Genomic DNA, 17,900 nt, shown 5'->3' on the forward strand with positions numbered 1-17,900 from the left:
TTGTGTTTCCTCCAAAATATTAGAATATCTTAACAAAGAATGGGGGTGATTAAAAGGCAACAAGCGTTTTTGATTTGAATTTAAGCTGCTTCTGGTTCGTTTTTTTCCTGATCCTTAAGCTTTTGTTGAACACGTTTCACGCTTGGGCTGTGACGCTCTGAACGATCTGTGGAACGGCGAGTTGTTAAACTTGTGATACTAACGAGTAGGTCATTATGACGAGTTGTGATTTCATCAAATTGATCTTTATCTAGTCTATAAAGCTCACAATAACCAATTGCGCGAACATTAGCGTTTCGCTTGGTGTCGTGTAAAAGAGCACTCTCTCCAAAGAACTGGCCTTCGTGAAGAGTTGCAACAACATTTCCATCACTCAGGATAACCTCAACACTTCCGTGACCAATAAGGTACATTTCGTGTCCAGTTTCACCAATATTGATTATTGTTTGGCCTGGGCCATAGTATTTTTGCTCAAGGGCCGCGGCCACTTCTTTTAAGCAACTTGAACTTAGTGTTTTAAAGATAGGTAGATTACGAATAAGTTTTATATTCATATAAACTGTAAGCTCTCCTTGAAGTGCTTGAGGCAGTTCATTAATAATCTTATTATCATTTTCAGTTAATCTTTTTGTGACAAGGTGATTGTAGTAGCTATAAACATTTTGCTGAAGACGTTCAGGAACGTTGTAATGCTTCATAAAACTAACTAGATCATGCATTTTTTCACGGTTTTGCTGCTTATAGCGCTCACCATCTTGGACCATCTTGTTGACTGTACCAATAACAAAACCGTAGACACCAACGCCTAAGATCATAATAACCATGGTAAAGAGGCGTCCTTCATTAGTTGTTGGCGTAATATCTCCATACCCAATCGTTGTCAGTGTCGTTACTGTCCAATACATGGCAGTGATATAGTGAGTTGCACGATCTTGTACAAGAGACTGGTCAATAGGAGTGATCATAATCCAGCACAGACTAATCCAGTGTACAGCAACCATAAAGAGTGTAAGTACAGCTGTGAATTTAATCATCTTAGGAACAAAGGCCAGATTTGAAACCATCTCAAAGAGACGTGCAATTCGCACTAGGCGAAAGAGCCTAAAATAAGTAAAGGCATGAAAGCCAAATGCGTAACTTAAAATATCATAGGGTATAGAGGCGATTAAATCGATCCCTATTAGTGCATACCACTTATTCTTATGGGCCTTAGACGTAAAGCTCATATTCTGCGATCTCTTCTTACGAATTCTAATAATCAAGTCACAAACAAATAGCGAGGATACTGCAAAGTCACAAAAGAGTTGCCACTGTTGAATTTTAGTTTGAAAGATAAATGAAAACGGCGCTTCGATGGCCGTAAAGATAACTGCTGCAAAAATGATCGCATTCCATAAAATTTCTTTTCTTGTAATGTGTTTATTGTTGATCATTTTGCTCTTTTTAAATGAAAATCGTTAACAGTTCCTTATTAAATAGTCGGTTATTTATTATATTTCTTTAGGCCTTTCTGGTTTATTACTTTGAATTGTTAATTTTTTGTAAACAATAATTCGTCTTATTGACCAAATTTACGATTAATCTCTATCATATTGAGAATATTATTTTTTAGGAGTTAATCTAAAATGCTAAGATCTGGTTTATTTTTACTTACAAACATATTGGTCGTTGCCACAATCGGTATCGTTCTTAATTTACTTGGTATTCGCGGCTATATGGCCGAAGCGGGAATGAATTATAATTCTCTTATCATCATCTGTGCTATTTGGGGGCTTGGAGGCTCATTTATTTCTTTGGCCATGTCAAAGTTTATGGCGAAGATGGCCTATCGTATGACTGAGATTTCTCCTAATGATCCAAATTATGGTTGGGTTGCTCAGGCAGTTCATCAATATGCTCGTGCAAGTGGAATTAAAAACCCAGATGTATATATTTACAACTCAAATGAAGTTAATGCCTTTGCTACTGGCCCAAGTCGTAATAATTCAATGGTTGCCGTTTCTGCGGGACTCCTACATACGATGAGCCGCGATGAGGCAGAAGGTGTCATTGGTCACGAAGTCGCTCACATTGCAAATGGTGATATGGTGACAATGGCACTTGTTCAAGGTGTGGTAAACGCTTTTGTCATGATCTTATCGCGAATTGGGGCCATGGTTATCTCAAATGCACTTCGCTCTGATGACGAAGAGGGACCAGGACTTGGGCCTTTTGCCCATATGGCGCTTGTCTTTGTTCTCGATATTATTTTTGGCCTACTTGCTATGCCTATTACGATGTGGTTTTCACGCTTTCGTGAATATAGAGCAGATGCAGGAAGCGCGAAATTAGCTGGCCGTGAGAAAATGGTTGCAGCTCTTCAAAAACTTCAGCAGAGTACAAAAATGGTTGATAACTCAGATCCAAATCTTACAGCATTTAAGATTTCAAGTGGGCCATCATTTGCAGAACTTTTTAGCTCACATCCAAGTCTTGATAAGCGTATTCGTGCGCTTCAATCAGGCCTTTAAGATTGATTTGTCGTAAATTGCGTAAAAGCTTCAAGTATACTCATGCCCCTTTTCACATTTGAACTTGGGGCATGATTAATGACAATACCATCACATGGTGCAATGATAGGGGAGATAACCTCTTCTAAGCTTTCAAGTTTATCAAAGTGATAGACACTCATGATCTTTTCACCCTTCTTAAACTTTTCTCCAGGAGCTTTGTGATACTCAATAAAGCCTGCACTTGGTGAAAAGAAGCCCTTGTAATTCTTTAATTCGCAGAAGTATTGTGTATTCTCTTTTGTGTTGATTTGGTCAGAAGCAATAACACCTCTCTTTACAAGGTAATTGTAAATATTGATCGCATCTATTTGGCCGGCCTTAGAATCTATAACTTCCTCACTGCCTAACTCTAGTGTGTAGGATTCAAAAGCATTTTGACTTTGATGAACCTCATGAAACTTTACCCATGGAAAAAAGCACGCCTCATCCATTGCTCCTCCAAACTCAGGAGGTATAACGAGATGGAAAGGGAAATTAAAGTCGGCCATTTTCTCTTTAAGATAATCTGGCCCGTAGATATAGCGACAACCTACACCTGCTGTGTGAAGATCGAGGACTATATCCGCATCACTTGCTAATTCTTGAAGAGTAATAAAGAGCTGCTTATTTTCATCGATACCATAGGCCTTGTGGTAACTTCTATATTCAGAAAATTTATTTTTAAGAAGTTCCTTATAAGCCTGCTTATTTTCACAGGCCTTAATTTCTTCTTCACTTATGAATCCTTGTCCCTCTTTTTGAGCAAAGAGGTTTAGATACATTCGATTCCAATTATCTCCTGTAATAGGGTTAAAGCGTCCATAAGTATAGGTTCCCATCTTTACTGATGTCGCATATGGGTTTGCATTAGGAATCATCCTAATTCTTGCATTTATCTCTTCGTCTTCTAAAAGGTTTAAGAGTTTGAATATTGCCATATTCCCTTGTAGCTCAGCTCCATGAACATTTGCTTGGATATAGATTGTTGGCACATTCTCATCAATTTTATCAGGTATTAAATCGTAGATATGAATTTGGTACTGGGCGTGGTTTGTTTCATCAATTGCAATTGTGCTTTTTTCTAGTTTCCAATTAGACATACTCAACTCCCTAGTGCCTCATTTATAAGTCACTAAATTTTCGAAATTTGACAGATAACCATCTAATTATACATGAAAACCCGTAAGTTGTTTGAATTAATCAAAATTTAAATAATAATTAAGTAATTTCTGATGGCCAGACGATAAGGTAGCGATGATAAAAATAAGTCGACTTTTATATTCAGCTTTTCTAGTTCTAGCAGTAGTTCTATCAACAACTGCAAGTGCTAAGGTAGGTCAACGTATTTATACGCTTGATTTAACTAAACCAGAGTATAAGAACTTTATCACGCTTCAGTACTATCATAATTCAATTGTTGATTTTCATGAAAAAATTGAAAATGCAAGAAAGTATAAAAATCGTTATACATTCCAATTCTTAATTGAAGAAGCATACGCCGCTTCAAGTGAGTGCTTCCTTGCGGGACACAAGTCTACACTAGTAAATGGTAAGTGTCAGATCCCAAAAAGTATCTCATGTGAGACCAGTTTCTTTGGTAATAAAATTTTAAAGCTTAGATGTAATCCTCTACTATTTGGCCCAGGTCAAGATGGGCGTGGCGCTTGTGTTAATGCTCGTCAAAAGGGAAGTAGTAGCTCTAACTTTGGTACAAGCGCATGTAAGAATTCTGCAAGCGAATATACCACTCCTCAAATTGTGAAAGAATTATTAGACGATGAAAAGAAGATGCAGGCCTTTGATGATCTTGCTTCACAAGTTGAAGAGTTTTGTCGTGATAATATGGCCGATGCTTCTTGTTTAGAACAAAAAGATAGAATTGCTAAGATTAAAGAAAGTGTTGCTAAGGCAAAAGAGAATCAAGAAGGTATTGAAAAGGGTGTTGGCCTAGGGCTTTCTAAAGGCGTCGGTATCCTTTCACGTTGTGAAAAAGATTACCGTGCACAAGCTGAAGATAATACTCTTGGAACTTTCTTTATGAGTTCAAGAAATATTGGTGATACTCTTGTTCAAGTTGCTTGTAGTAATGACCAAGTAGTACAAAGTGTGAGTAGTTCTGAATTAAATACTCTTTCTGAGGATTTTGGACGAATTAAGAGACACTCTTCTATTAAATCTCTTCTAGATGATAGTTTAAAAATTGGAAGTGAACTTTCAATGAAGAATTATATTCTTCATAAACTTAAGTCTGATGGTGCTAGTGAGAATAATCTTGATCGTGCAATTGATAAAATTTTAAAGGAATCTCCAAGTTTCGCACAGGAGCCTTTTTTAGGTATTCTAAATAGTGCAAAAGATGAATTTAAAAAGGCCATCGCTGATGGAAAAATCAAAAAGACTAATAAGGGAGAGTTAAGATCAAAAGTTAATGATCTACTTGATGGAATCAATAATCAATGTGATAAAATTAAGACAAAATTTCCATGTGTAACTTCATCTCAGGTAGGAAACTACTACATGGGTGATACACCATATTGTACAACTGTAAGAAGTTCTCGAGCGTATAAAGACTTTATCGCGACGGAACAGAATAATTATGTTTCTAATTTAATGAGTTTTTCTAATGAAAATCCTGATTTTAGAAAGTATTACGCAACAAATGAATTTCGTTCGAAATTTCATGCACCATCAAATGACTTTGCAAAGGACTGTGCGGAGAAAACTTCTTTATTTGGGACAAGTAAGCCAGCAAGTGCAATTTCTACAAGTGATTTTGCAGATCTAGATAAGACTGTAAGTGAAAATATGCTTGAAGACTTAGAAGATCTTGAAGACAAGATTCCATCTTCGTCAAAAGATATTAACGATATGGATGACGATTTAAAGGATCTACTAAAGTATAGGCCATATCTTGTTGCGCAAGCATTCAAGAACAATCGTGCAATTCCAGGCCTACAAGATATGCAAGCATCATTCCTATGCAGTCAGATGCGCGATATTTATGCCAATGATGAAACTTGGAAGCTAGCAAATATCACAATGGCCGGGGCAGGGATGGCGCTATCTGGCGCCCTTGTCATGACAGGAATCGGAAGCCCAGTGGGGATTGCACTTGCTTCAGCGAGTTCTGCACTAATTGTTGGTGAGGCGGCCGTAGGTGTAAGAGAAATTAATGATGCTAATAAACAGCTTGATACAACTGATACAAAACACTCTCTTGGCCTTTCTTCAACTGAAGAAAATATTGAGGCCATTGCAGCTGCTGAGTCTCAAAAACTTAGTGGTCAGATTGCCGTTGGTTTATCACTTGTTAGTGTTGCAACCGATGGTGTAGCTGTAGCAAGATATGGTGCTGAGGCCCTGAGCGCAACAAGAGCTGGCCGAAGTGCAGGTTCTACGACTGGTGCAGCTGTCGCTAAAACAGCTAAAGGTACACAGGTCGCGACAACAACGATAAATGTATCGCCTGCACCAATTGGAATCTTAAATACTAAAACATTGCTGAACGCACCAAAGTCTCAATCTGTTATAGCACTACCTCCACCTAAGGTTCTTGGACTTCCGGCACCAACGACGACGAGTAAGGCCGTTGCTGTTGTTGATGATCAGTCACAAGTTCCAGCGATGCTAAGAAGACTTGAAAACCAATCTGGTGGTAAATTAACTAATGCAAGATTCTTATCTGATAAGCTTATTCCAGAGGTGAGAAGCTATATTAATGGATTTGATGAAGCCGCTAACCCAAATGTTGTTTTCTATACGCGTTTAGGAAAGCGTATGGAAACATTAAAAGAAGGAAAGCTACTTGAGGATGGAAGTGGTCTAATTATCAATAAAGGTTCTGATAATTATCAGGCCATCATTGATTCAGGACTAGGAACAGTAACTGATAAAGGTGTTGTCCTTAAGTTTGGTATTGATATTGATAATATTAAAATTCTTTCTGATGCTAAGACTGCTCAAGGTCAGGCAATGAGAGCAGAGAGACACTTTGTTTTTAAAGAAACTCAGCTTCCGCAAATGAATGGAGCTGTTCGTAGTCTTGATGATGTTAAGGATAGAATCTATGATTTTTCTGGTTTAAGTGACCTTCAAAAGGCCACGACTTACCAAAATATTGAAAGTAAAATTACTCGAGGCGAGCGCCTAAGTGATATGGACTTACTTGCTTTGGCCTATCGTAAAGATGTTGCTAAAGGTGGTGAGCAAAGAGCACAGGGGATTCTTGACCTTGTTACATCAAGAGATCCATCTATCATTGATAAGTTAATTAGTGGCCCAAGTGCTGCTTCAACTGCTCGTCGTGAAGTTCTAAGACAGGCGGTAAGCTCAGGTAAGCCTACGACGCCGCAAATAGCATCAACTACCTCAAATGCTCTTATTACAAGACCAGCTCGCGCTCCACATGGGACTCCGCAAGGAGCAATTGCTGGAGAGAAGGCCCTCGGACTTCCTGCTCCGACTCAAGCTAGTCTTCCTGTTCCAACAAGTCCGGGAAGCCTAATAAAGGAAACAGGACAACGTATTGTTGATAAGGCCAGACAATTGGCCCATACAATTGCCAGAACAGATGATAAGATAGAGCTAATTAAGGCCGCTAATAAAAAAGCAAGTGATGCAAAGACAGCTAGTGACACTAAGACAGCTGTTAATGATGGAATTACAATTGAGGGTGAGTTTACAGATATTACGAATCAGGTAAATGCACCTAGATTAACTTCCGGTTCTAATGGATCAGTGAGACCTGGGTTACTTGCAAACCCAGGTGTTAGACTGGCCGGTGTTCACGCTGCTCAAGGCTCAAGTGCGATTGAAGCGACTATTGCTACAGTAGTTGAGGAATATTTAGGTGGCGGTGAGGATACTCAGCACGAGCTAGATATTACTGAGCCAGATCCACCAGCAGCAACAGAGCCTACTGATGAAGCTCAACCTGAACCTCCAGCAGCACCGGCAAGTACAGATGCAGATATTAATATTGATTTCAATGGTTCGAAACCTGCTATTTCTGTAACTTTTGAAGCGACAAAGGTTAGTGCTTGTAAGCTTAAAAAGACATATTTTGAAGAAGATGAAGATGGTAATCGCAAAGAGAAAGTTAGCACACTTAATTCTTCACTAGAGAATGGTAAAGAATATGAGTTATCGTCTTATGACTATGCCTATATTGTCTCTGTTGAGTGTAAGGCCACAGAAGGTGACTTTAAATTAGTTACAACTGAAAACTTCAGTGATCCAAAACTATTTATTACAGGGTTAAATGAAGGTAAGGCAGAGTATGTCGTAAATGAGTGTGATGGCGAAAGTTGTGCTTCTGAAAGCTCTAATGGCCCAGGTAGAGGAGTTCCAAGACTTACTCCTGCGCAGCTTAGACAAATGGCCCCGCCTAATATTCAACTGCAAAATATTCCAATTTTAAATACTTTATAATTTGGTAGATTATTCAACCCAATCGGCACTTGTTTTAATTGTTCTAGGAATCATAACGTCTCCTTTGTATGAAACAACTTCCGCCGGTAGATTATGACAAAGAAAAAATGGCATACTCTCAGTAAAGCCATAAGCGCCACATTGAGTGAAAACTAGCCAATCTCCGTAGTCACAATCTTGTGGTAATTCAAAGACCCCAAGCTTGTCCAGAGATGTGCACAAAGGACCGTGAACGTGAAATTCCTTAGTTTCTTTGGCCTTTTTATCTTCATTTAAAACACGGCAAGGAAAGGCCTGATCCGTAAGGGCCGGTCGTGCGATATGATTGATTCCGCCGTCAAGTACAAGAATCTCTTGGCCACGTACATTTTTTCGATCAATGACTTGGCTTAAATATAACCCGCATTCACCAACGGCAAAGCGTCCTAGTTCCATCCAAATTTTCTTAAGATTATGTTTCGCTTTCAAGCGCATAAGGGCAGCATTAATATCTTTAAAATCTATTCGCGCGTCTTGATTTTGATATGGAATACCAAGGCCACCACCAAGATCAATGACCTCTGGAGTGATATTCATCTTGCTAGCAAGAGTATTGATGCGCTCACAGGTTTTATCCCAAACCTCTTCAAGTCTTTTGGGATCAAGAATATTTCCCCATTGAAAAACATGAAAGCCAATGGCCTCTATATTTTCGTATTCATTTAAATCGATTGATGACCACGTGTCCTCATCAAGTCCAAAGGCCGTAATTTCATCTCCACCAAGAACAGACTTTTCTTGAGTGTCCCATTCAAGTTGTACCCTTAAAAGGGCACGGGCCTTAATCCCTAGCTCCTTAGCTTGTTCATTTAACCACTTTAGTTGATAGATACTTTCAACAACGACACAGTTAATTTCATGCTCGAGTAGAGTTCTAATATAGCCACGAGACTTACTTGGGCCAGTAGAGATAATGTCACAAGACTTCACACCACTGGCCACAACTTGGGTAAGCTCTCCCTTTGAAGCAACATCGACGCCGATTCCAAGGTTTCTGATAAGTTTTAAAATCGAAGACAGGGGATTGGCCTTACAAGCATAGTAAAGCTTTATACTTTCATCCTTATTGTCTGTGATATAGCGCAGATGCTCTTCAAGGGCATCTAAATCATAGAAATAAAATGATGAATCTAATCTCTTTGTTAACTTCGTTAAAACTTTTTCCATTAAAAATTTGCCTTATCTTAAAAATGCTTCTAGCTCAAGTGAGGCATCTGATTTTTCATCACGGTATTTAACAATCATGGCACAGTTCATTGAAAGGCCCATATCTCTTGCCCATGAAAGCTTCTCGTTAACAGGTCTTGTTCCTGGAACGACAATTGCGCCTTCTGGAATTGGCTCACCTGGTTCAAGTCTTCTTTCATTAACACAATCATATACGGGAACACCTTTTGATAAGATAACCCCTGGAGCAATAACAGCACGTTTTAAAACTTGAATTCCTTCAACGATAACTGCACCGGCACCGATAAAAGCATCATCTTCAATGATTACAGGAGCAAGGCCAATTGGCTCAAGAACGCCACCAATTTGTACTCCTGCACTTAGGTGAACATTTTTACCAATCTGTGCACATGAGCCGACAAGAGCGTGAGAATCGACCATTGTTCCTTCATCAACATAAGCTCCGATATTTATATATGCAGGAGGCATGATAATAACACCACTAGAAACATACGCTCCACGACGTACACTTGATCCACCTGGAACCATGCGAACACCACGGTCTACACTAAATTTTTGTGCTGGAATATTGTGTTTGTCGACAAAGCCTGGCCAGCCAAATTCTGATTGTTCAACATTTTTTCCAGCTTTAAAAACCTCAAGGATCATTTGTTTTACTTCAGTATTTGCAACCCACTTACCATCAACTTTAGAAGCTGATCTTAAAGTTCCACTCTCAAGTCCTAAAAGGATTTCATCTACAGTCATTGTCATTATGCTTTTCTCCATTCATTAATTTTCTTATTTGCATTTAAAACATTAGCTTCTAATTTCATATCTTTGATTGAAAGTGGCGGTCGAAGACTTGCATCTTTAATTTGCCCATTCTCTTTCATAAGCCATTTTGCAGGAACTGGATTCGAAGCAACAAACATTGCGTTGCTCGATTCGACCCACATTTTAGTTTCTTCTTCACTTAATTCGCCACCTAAGCAAGCAACCGTGTATGCATGAGTTTGGGCCGGCCATGGATTTGAAGCGACTGAAACGAGACCTTTGGCCCCTAGAGGTGCAAACTCTGGAAGCATTCCATCATCACCACTATAGACTCGACCTAACTCACCAGCTGCTTCGACATATTTTGCAAATTTCTCAGGGCTTCCACTTGCTTCTTTTATTGCCCAAAATTGCTTATGCTTATTAAGGCGTTTTACGGCCTCAAATGAGAGCTCAATTCCAGCACGAGAAGGAACATTGTAAAGCATTACAGGTTTGTTTGAAACATCCATTAGGGCCTTAAACCATTCATATTGTCCTTCTGCTCCTGGCTTTGCATATAAAGGAGTAACCATCAAATAAGCATCGATTGCTAGGCCATCAAGGTATGATACCCATTCACATGTTTCAGTTAAGTTGATACCGCCAACCCCACACATTAATGGAACTTTTAAACCAAGATCAATAACGAAGTTTAGAATATTTTTTCTTTCTTCAAGATTTAGATTTAAGGCCTCACCTGTAGAGCCTAAGATTAGAATCCCATTTCCTGCTTTTTCTTGTTCTCTTAAAATAGACTCAAGTGAGTCCAGATCAATCGTTAAATCAGCGTTAAGGGGAGTGATTACTGCCGTCCAAAGGGGCGTTGAATTTATATAGTCGTGATTTGCCATTTATATAGCTCCTTAAATTAGTTTCTTTCTTAGCTATTTCTAATTACTTGTAATGCAATATCGCTAAAGTCGTGTAAACCAGGCGCAAGATTACTTACGCGTTCACAGGCCCAAAGAGCACCTGCTGCAAAAATTTTTCGATCCTTAGCTTCGTGTTTAATTGTAATATATTCATTCGGAGTATCAATCTTTAATTCATGAATTCCAATAACATCTCCAATGCGCTCACTTGTAATAGTTGAGTCTTTTTCTAACCATTCTTGCCATGAAAGGGCAGTGCCACTTGGAGCGTCCATTTTTTTTGTATGATGAACTTCATGGATTTCATATTTTAGATCACTGGCAGGAAAGAGTGCTTGGGCCTTGGCCGCAATACGGATCATTTCTTTTGCTAGATTCATCCCAAGACTAAAATTAGTTGCTTTAATCCATGGTGACTTAATTTGACTAATTAATTGCGCAGTCCAAGTGAAACCAGTAGAGCCAGTTACTACGCAGATTCCTGACTCGCTTAATAATTCGAAATAGTGCTCTAAAAATACATCACCATTCAAAAAAGAAAGGACTATATCAAATCTATTAAGATCATCTTTCTTTAAAGGATTTTTTGAATCAAAAACTTCTAATTGAATATGTGAATATTCTGGTGATTCACAAAGCTCAATTACTTTTGAGCCAGTTTTTCCTTTTCCTAAAAGTGCAATTTTCATTAAATGAATTCCTTATGTAATCTTTGAATCGTTTGATCAGCATCATTCTTACCTACTAAGAAACAAAAATTATGCTTACTTGCACCCAAGCAAATCATACGAACATTAATTCCTTCAACAGCATTAAAAATTCGTGCTGCTAAATTTGGTGTGTGATTGATTTCATTTCCAATTAGACTTACTAATGTTAAGTCCTTTTCCACTTTTACGCTACAAAGCTCAGATAAACGATCAATAATCTTCTTATTTAATAAAGCACTATCATCTAAAGTCAGTGCGACTGAAATCTCTGATGTCGTAATGGAATCAATACTGACTTTAAATTCATTAAAGATCTTAAAAATTTCAAATAGAAATCCGTGTGCTTGAAGCATTTTAGGTGTTGATAATGTGACAAGGCTTTGTTCACGTCTTAGCGCCATCGCACGAATTAGTGGCGCTGACTCAGTATCATTCTTAATCCACGTTCCAGGCTCATTTGGCTCATAGCTTGATCCAACAAAGACCTTAATCCCAGCACGTAATGCCGGAGTTAAGGTCGTTGGATGAAGTATTTTTGCACCAAAAGTTGCCAACTCGGCCGCTTCAGAAAACGTTATTTCATTAAGAAGCTTTGCTTCTTTCACTATTCTTGGATCTGTTGTGGCAATACCAGCAACATCTGTCCAGATCTGTAATGTGTCAGCACCCATGGCCTCAGCAACAAGGGCCGCTGAATAATCAGAACCACCACGACCTAAAGTTGTCGTAAGCCCATCACTCGTTGCACCAATGAATCCTTGCGATACATAGACAATATCGCCATATTTTGCATTCACAAGAAACTGGTCAGCACGAGCTTTTGTCGCTTCAATATCCGGAGCTGCCTTTGTAAAATTATCATCCGTTACAAGAACTTGTCTGATATCGAATAATTCAACTTTCTTATTTGATGCTAACTGTTCATTGATGCGTGCTAGAACTTCACTGAAGACAAGGGAAGAAAGTCGCTCACCAAGGCTTACAAGTGAATCATAGGCGCGATCCGAACACTCTCTTAGCAGTAGCATTCCTTTGGCAATCATCGTTACTTCAGATAGAAGTACTGTTACATCATCTTTTAAACTTTCAGAAGCCTGCATTTCTTGAAGGATTTGGCGGTGCTTGTCTTCGATTTCATGAATAAGCTCATTAACTCGTTCTTCGTCACCAGCAGGTGCCTTTTTAGAAATTTCGACAAGTAGGTTTGTGACACCATAGACAGCTGAGACAACGACCATATTAGCGCCTTTATTAACACTAATTTGAGCACTACGAGTCATGGCCTCGAGATTTGCCATCGACGAGCCACCAAATTTCGCTACAATAACTTCATTTGTTTGAGTTGACATAAGTCTCCAAAGTAAAAACGTTTAAAGTTTTAAAATTAAGTTAATTGTATGTAGGAGAATAAAGAAATGCAAAAAAACATCTAGCCAAAAGAATAAGCTAACATTTGCATTTGAAGCTCTCCACATAACTAAATCCTAATTTCGTTAATTAAAATTTACTATATGACAGTCCTAAGGCTTCTCCCTTAGTAACCAATAAGATAAGTTGCACACTCTGATCTTATTTCGGCAATGAACCCATTGTGTTGACTGATAACGGACTAATATAGTTGTGCATCCTTATCAACACGCTCTGAACACTGCGCCTCTTCAATTGAAATTAATTGTAGTGGATAGACACATTGATGTCTATACTTTTATAATTTTAGGCGTAATTATATGAAAAGGCCTTTGCCTGTGGAGATCAAAATGAAAAAAGTTGGAATTATTGGTTGGCGTGGAATGGTAGGATCTGTTCTTTTAGAGAGAATGGAAAGCGAAGGTGACTTTGCTAAGATCGATCCGTACTTCTTTTCAACTTCTCAAGCAGGACAAAGTGGTCCACTTATTTACAATGCGACTCATACTTTAAAAGATGCAAATAATATTTCAGAACTTGCAGATATGGATATCATCATTTCTTGCCAAGGTGGAGACTACACAAAGCAAGTGCGCCCAGAGCTTGAAAAAGTTAATTGGCCAGGATTTTGGATTGATGCTGCTTCAGCAAAGAGAATGGATGATGATTCTTTAATTATTCTTGATCCAGTAAATCGCGACATTATTGATAAGGCCCTGAATGATGGGATTAAAAATTTCGTAGGTGGTAACTGTACAGTAAGTCTAATGCTTATGGGAATTGGTAGCCTTTTTCAAGAAGGTCTTGTTGAGTGGATGAGTACAATGTCTTATCAAGCGGCTTCTGGTGGTGGTGCTCGTCATATGAAAGAACTTTTAAAACAGATGGGAGTTATCGGAAATATGGCAACGCCATTGATGGATGGGCCGATTCTACAACTTGATCAAGATATCTCAAATCTTTTGAAAAGTAATGAGCTTGATAGTGACTGCTTTGGTGTTCCATTAGCGCTAAATCTAATCCCTTGGATTGATAGCGCTGTTGAAGATGGCCAAACACGTGAAGAATGGAAAGCATTTAGTGAAACAAATAAAATTTTAGGTCGTACACAAAACCCTATACCAATTGATGGAACGTGTGTAAGAGTTGGAGCTCTCCGCTCACACTCTCAAGCATTAACTGTAAAATTAAATAAGTCTGTTGATCTTAAAACGATTGAAGAAATGATTAAAAACTTTTCTGAATACACTGAGTTTGTTGAAAATACACCTGAAGCAACACGTGAAAAACTAAATCCACGCTATGTTTCAGGAACTCTTAAAACAACAGTAGGACGTGTACGTAAGATGAAAATGGGTGATGATTACTTGAATATTTTTACAAGTGGTGATCAACTTCTTTGGGGAGCAGCAGAGCCATTAAGAAGAATGCTTAATATCGTGCTATAGTAATTATATGGAATTAGATTTTGATAAATTAGTTAATGATTTTTATGAAAATGGTTTTTGCATTGTTGAAGGCCTTTTTGACTATAAAGAAATAAAACGCATCAAACGCTCATTTGATAACCTTTATGAGGCGTCACAAACGATCAATGAGACGCAAATGCTAAAGCTTGCTCAATTTGTTTTTGATAAGAGCGCTCTTAATCGCATTGTCTGGTGTGGTGGATATGATGAGCACTTACTTGATATTGGTGCTGATAAAAGAATTTTAAATATTGTTAGTAAGATTCTAGAATCAAATGAAATGGTTCAACTCATTAATCAGGCCCACTTCAAGTTACCAGGACAAATTGTAGAGTTTAAGTGGCATCAAGATAGTGAACACCGTCGCTACGGCACTGAACTCTGGGAAGATGTTGATGGGCGAGGAAGTTATGTACAAACTGTAATGGCCATTGATGATATGAATTCTTTAAATGGACCACTTAAGTTTATTCCTAAGTCACACTTACAAGGTCATCTTAATTACAAAGAAGATCCAAGTATTATCGACGAATTGCTAGATAAGCTTCCGTCTATCGACTTACAGCTTAAAGCTGGAGATGTTGCCTTCTTTGGCCCGTATACTTTTCACTCGTCATCTCTTAATAAAACAGATTCACCAAGAAGAGTTCTCATCAACGGATATGCACAGCCGGGAGCTAATAAGAGAGAGTATCCAGGTGCTGGATACGGCAGACATTTGACTCTTTAAATATTTAACTTTAATTCACGATTCTTAAGTCCATTGCTATTTTCCTTGCGCTATATTGTGACTAAGCACACAATAAAACAAGGAAATAGCTATGAGCAAATCAAGTTATAAGAAGTATCTTCTTCCTAGTTTAGGGGTGACTCTTGCCATTACATGGATTTTCACCGTTACCTATCTTATTCAATCTAATACTCCTGAGAGTTCTCAAACACATTTAACGCGATCAGAACTTGATAAGATTTATTATGGGCAATCAACAGAAGCAGAGCGCTCGATTGCATCAGTTCCAGTTAAAGATGATCCGTTATTAAAAGAGGCCTATTCCTTAGGACTAAATGCTTACCTTTGGGGATCAACTCTTGTAAGAATGGAGAATATTGCTCGTACATATACTGATGTCGTCCAAAAACAATCTGAGACAAGTTATCGCGCACCCTTAAATGAATTTGGTCACTCAAGACGCTTACCTGGCCCTACTGATACTGATATGCCAACGGCCAATCAAGACACTCTTTATTCCAGCGCAATTTTGGACCTTAATCAATCAGCGATAGTCCTATCGACACCTGAAGTAAAAGATCGATACTATGTTATTGATGTTTTCGATATGTGGCACAACCTTATCAAATATGTTGGAACTAGGCAGACAGGTACGAGTGCTCAAAAGTATTTAATCGTCCCACCAAACTCTAAAGAAATGTACCAGAAGCAAAAAGGAGTGGAAGGTCTAACAATTATTGAATCTCCAACTTCTAAGGTTTGGTTATGGGGAAGAACCCAGATACTGAAGTCAGATGATATGGAAAAAGAATTAAATGATGTACACAAAATCCAAGACCAATACAAACTAACAGAATTAGATGAATATCTTGGTAAGAAAAATCGTGTCCGCATTTATCCTCTGTCAAAACGTGTTGGAAGTGATAGTGACCCTTTACGTTTTTTTGAAGAATTAGGAGAGTATTTAAAAACTAATCCTGTTAGTGAAAAGGAGAAGGCATTATTTGGGCAATTTAAGAAAATTGGTCTAACTAAAGAAGGATTTAAAAAAGAGATGCTCTCTCAGCAAGTACAAGATGTTCTAATACAAGCTTTAAATGATGGGCCCCAAGTGGTTGCTGCGCAAATAAGAAATCCAGCAAATACAAAATTCATTAATGGATGGAGCTATGTCTTTGATCTAGATAATTTTGGTGATGACTATGCTTTAAGATCAATGGTCTCTCATCCGTACCTAGGCGGGCAAGGGGCCAAGGAAGCTCTATACCCTTTGGCCGAAGTAGACTCTAAAGGAAATAAGCTAAGCGGTTCTAAGATGTATCGTATTCGTTTTGATCGTGAGCCAAAGGTTGGAGCATTTTGGTCTGTCACTGTTTACGATAGTGTAAGTAAAATGCTTATCGAAAATGATCTCAAACGCTACTCATTAAACAATAGTAATAATTTAACAAAGAATTCTGATGGTAGTTTTGAGCTATACTTTTCTAACCAAGTTCCAAAAGATGAAAAGAAGAAAGCGAACTGGCTGGCCACACCGAAAGGAAACTTCTACGTTATTATGCGTTTATATATTCCGTCTCAAGAGATTTTAGACTTAAAGTGGAAGGTTCCAGGGATCGAGCAAATTGAGCCGAAGGTAATTTCAATGAAATAGGTGAAAATGTGGCAAAAAATGATTTTTCCAAATTTCGAAATATAATTCTCTCAGTCATGGCCGTCATTTTATGGGTGGCCATGATTTCATATCTTTATATTGAGCATGAAAATCGTAGCCGTATTCCTGCTTCAATGAAAGATAATGACTCAAAACAAAGACCTCATCGGCTCTATCGCAATTAGCTGACTTAGTTTTTGACACCTATGTAGATTTTTTGAAGACAATGAAAATAGGGCCATGCTTTTGCTATATTTTAGCTATGCGATTCCTATTACTTCTCATTCTTTTTTCAATTTTCAGTGTGAATTATTCATATTCTCAGGACTATGGACTTCTTGATGTAAAAGGATCAATTTATTCAAAAAGAAATGTCGACAATTATTTAAGGCCATTTCAAACAGATGGCTGCTCATCGATCTCCCCACAAGGTACTTTTAATGCTCCTAAATTATGGCAACATTGCTGTATTGAACACGATATAAGCTATTGGATGGGTGGCCCATTAATGGATAAAATTAAGGCCGATGAAGATTTAAAAAGCTGTGTATCTGATGTATTTTCAAGTATTTTTGGCAAGGCGATGCAAGTTGCTGTCTATATTGGTGGGAACCCAACTTTTCATACAGGTTATGCTTGGGGCTATGGTTGGAATCATATTCGAGGCTATCATGAATTATCGAGTTCTGATCGCTACGAGATTTCTAAAAAAATGCCACAAGATCCTTTAAATCAAGAAATCGTCGAGCTAGGTTTTGATAAAGAAACAATTCCTTTAAAGAATGACAATATCTGCTTAGAAGAAATTAATGACTTTCTTGAGAAACGCATTAAAGCAAAAGTCGATATTAAAGTTATCGAAGAAATTGATACATTCTTTTCGAAAGGATTCTTCATTGAAGCAAATAACTGTAAAGGTACCTTAAGAGCAATTATGAGACATGGTGTTGATCATAATGACTGTCGAGATATTCCTTATGAAAACAAATGGGAAAGAACGGTTCGTTCACTTGAGGCAACTGGAGAGTGTGCTGAGATTTATGGAACCCAGCACTCTTTAAGAAATTAATAG

14 protein-coding genes and 1 riboswitch are annotated in these 17,900 nt (G+C 38.1%); of the genes, 7 read left to right on the forward strand and 7 right to left on the reverse strand.

The window, feature by feature from the left end; translation table 11 throughout:
• Nucleotides 1-80: 80 nt before the first annotated feature.
• The gene (locus ACMAYS_RS01415) at nucleotides 81-1,433 is read right to left on the reverse strand and encodes a cyclic nucleotide-gated ion channel (RefSeq protein WP_103217209.1); all 1,353 of its coding nucleotides are present in this window, start codon (nucleotides 1,431-1,433) and stop codon (nucleotides 81-83) included.
• Between the two features lie 192 nt (nucleotides 1,434-1,625).
• Between ACMAYS_RS01415 and htpX the strand changes: the two genes are divergently transcribed.
• Nucleotides 1,626-2,510: a protease HtpX gene (htpX, locus tag ACMAYS_RS01420; RefSeq protein WP_412462590.1), complete on the forward strand. Its 885-nt coding sequence runs from the start codon at nucleotides 1,626-1,628 to the stop codon at nucleotides 2,508-2,510.
• Here htpX and ACMAYS_RS01425 read toward each other — a convergent pair.
• Complete coding sequence (locus ACMAYS_RS01425) at nucleotides 2,507-3,631, reverse strand: succinylglutamate desuccinylase/aspartoacylase family protein (RefSeq protein ID WP_412462591.1); 1,125 nt, start codon at nucleotides 3,629-3,631, stop codon at nucleotides 2,507-2,509. The two genes, htpX and ACMAYS_RS01425, sit on opposite strands and share 4 nt — an antisense overlap.
• Nucleotides 3,632-3,785: 154 nt before the next feature.
• On the opposite strand from ACMAYS_RS01425, the gene ACMAYS_RS01430 reads away from it, so the two are divergent.
• Nucleotides 3,786-7,961 carry a hypothetical protein gene (locus tag ACMAYS_RS01430; RefSeq protein WP_412462592.1) on the forward strand — a complete coding sequence of 1,392 codons (4,176 nt, stop codon included), beginning with the start codon at nucleotides 3,786-3,788 and terminating at the stop codon, nucleotides 7,959-7,961.
• 9 nt (nucleotides 7,962-7,970) lie between these two features.
• Here the strand turns inward: ACMAYS_RS01430 and ACMAYS_RS01435 are convergent, their stop codons facing one another.
• The 5 genes from ACMAYS_RS01435 to lysC are packed head-to-tail and all read right to left on the reverse strand — an operon-like array spanning nucleotide 7,971 to nucleotide 12,917.
• Nucleotides 7,971-9,167: a PLP-dependent decarboxylase gene (locus tag ACMAYS_RS01435; RefSeq protein ID WP_103217213.1), complete on the reverse strand. Its 1,197-nt coding sequence runs from the start codon at nucleotides 9,165-9,167 to the stop codon at nucleotides 7,971-7,973.
• A 12-nt stretch (nucleotides 9,168-9,179) separates the two neighbouring features.
• Nucleotides 9,180-9,935, reverse strand: a complete 756-nt coding sequence (locus ACMAYS_RS01440) for a 2,3,4,5-tetrahydropyridine-2,6-dicarboxylate N-succinyltransferase (RefSeq protein WP_103217568.1) — start codon at nucleotides 9,933-9,935, stop codon at nucleotides 9,180-9,182.
• Between the two features lie 5 nt (nucleotides 9,936-9,940).
• The gene (gene dapA / locus ACMAYS_RS01445; RefSeq protein ID WP_103217214.1) at nucleotides 9,941-10,837 is read right to left on the reverse strand and encodes a 4-hydroxy-tetrahydrodipicolinate synthase; all 897 of its coding nucleotides are present in this window, start codon (nucleotides 10,835-10,837) and stop codon (nucleotides 9,941-9,943) included.
• A gap of 29 nt (nucleotides 10,838-10,866) precedes the next feature.
• Nucleotides 10,867-11,547 carry a 4-hydroxy-tetrahydrodipicolinate reductase gene (locus ACMAYS_RS01450; protein WP_412462593.1) on the reverse strand — a complete coding sequence of 227 codons (681 nt, stop codon included), beginning with the start codon at nucleotides 11,545-11,547 and terminating at the stop codon, nucleotides 10,867-10,869.
• Nucleotides 11,547-12,917 carry a lysine-sensitive aspartokinase 3 gene (lysC, locus tag ACMAYS_RS01455; protein ID WP_103217216.1) on the reverse strand — a complete coding sequence of 457 codons (1,371 nt, stop codon included), beginning with the start codon at nucleotides 12,915-12,917 and terminating at the stop codon, nucleotides 11,547-11,549. The genes ACMAYS_RS01450 and lysC overlap by 1 nt, the downstream gene beginning before the upstream one ends.
• A gap of 105 nt (nucleotides 12,918-13,022) precedes the next feature.
• Nucleotides 13,023-13,235, reverse strand: a riboswitch (Lysine riboswitch).
• A 90-nt stretch (nucleotides 13,236-13,325) separates the two neighbouring features.
• Between lysC and asd the strand changes: the two genes are divergently transcribed.
• The 5 genes from asd to ACMAYS_RS01480 all read left to right on the forward strand — a co-directional run bounded on the left by asd (nucleotide 13,326) and on the right by ACMAYS_RS01480 (nucleotide 17,897).
• The gene (asd, locus tag ACMAYS_RS01460) at nucleotides 13,326-14,423 is read left to right on the forward strand and encodes an aspartate-semialdehyde dehydrogenase (protein ID WP_412462594.1); all 1,098 of its coding nucleotides are present in this window, start codon (nucleotides 13,326-13,328) and stop codon (nucleotides 14,421-14,423) included.
• 7 nt (nucleotides 14,424-14,430) lie between these two features.
• Nucleotides 14,431-15,174 (forward strand): phytanoyl-CoA dioxygenase family protein, encoded by a 744-nt coding sequence (locus tag ACMAYS_RS01465; protein ID WP_103217218.1) that lies wholly within the window; start codon nucleotides 14,431-14,433, stop codon nucleotides 15,172-15,174.
• 91 nt (nucleotides 15,175-15,265) lie between these two features.
• On the forward strand, nucleotides 15,266-16,828 hold the full coding sequence (locus ACMAYS_RS01470) for a DUF1254 domain-containing protein (RefSeq protein WP_412462595.1): 1,563 nt from the start codon (nucleotides 15,266-15,268) through the stop codon (nucleotides 16,826-16,828).
• A gap of 8 nt (nucleotides 16,829-16,836) precedes the next feature.
• Nucleotides 16,837-17,013, forward strand: a complete 177-nt coding sequence (locus ACMAYS_RS01475; protein ID WP_412462596.1) for a hypothetical protein — start codon at nucleotides 16,837-16,839, stop codon at nucleotides 17,011-17,013.
• A gap of 77 nt (nucleotides 17,014-17,090) precedes the next feature.
• Entirely contained in the window at nucleotides 17,091-17,897 is an 807-nt protein-coding gene (locus tag ACMAYS_RS01480; RefSeq protein ID WP_392991967.1) for a hypothetical protein, read from the forward strand.
• The last annotated feature ends 3 nt before the right edge of the window (nucleotides 17,898-17,900 follow it).

This window comes from Halobacteriovorax sp. RT-2-6, from assembly GCF_047085025.1.
GTDB lineage: Bacteria > Bdellovibrionota > Bacteriovoracia > Bacteriovoracales > Bacteriovoracaceae > Halobacteriovorax_A.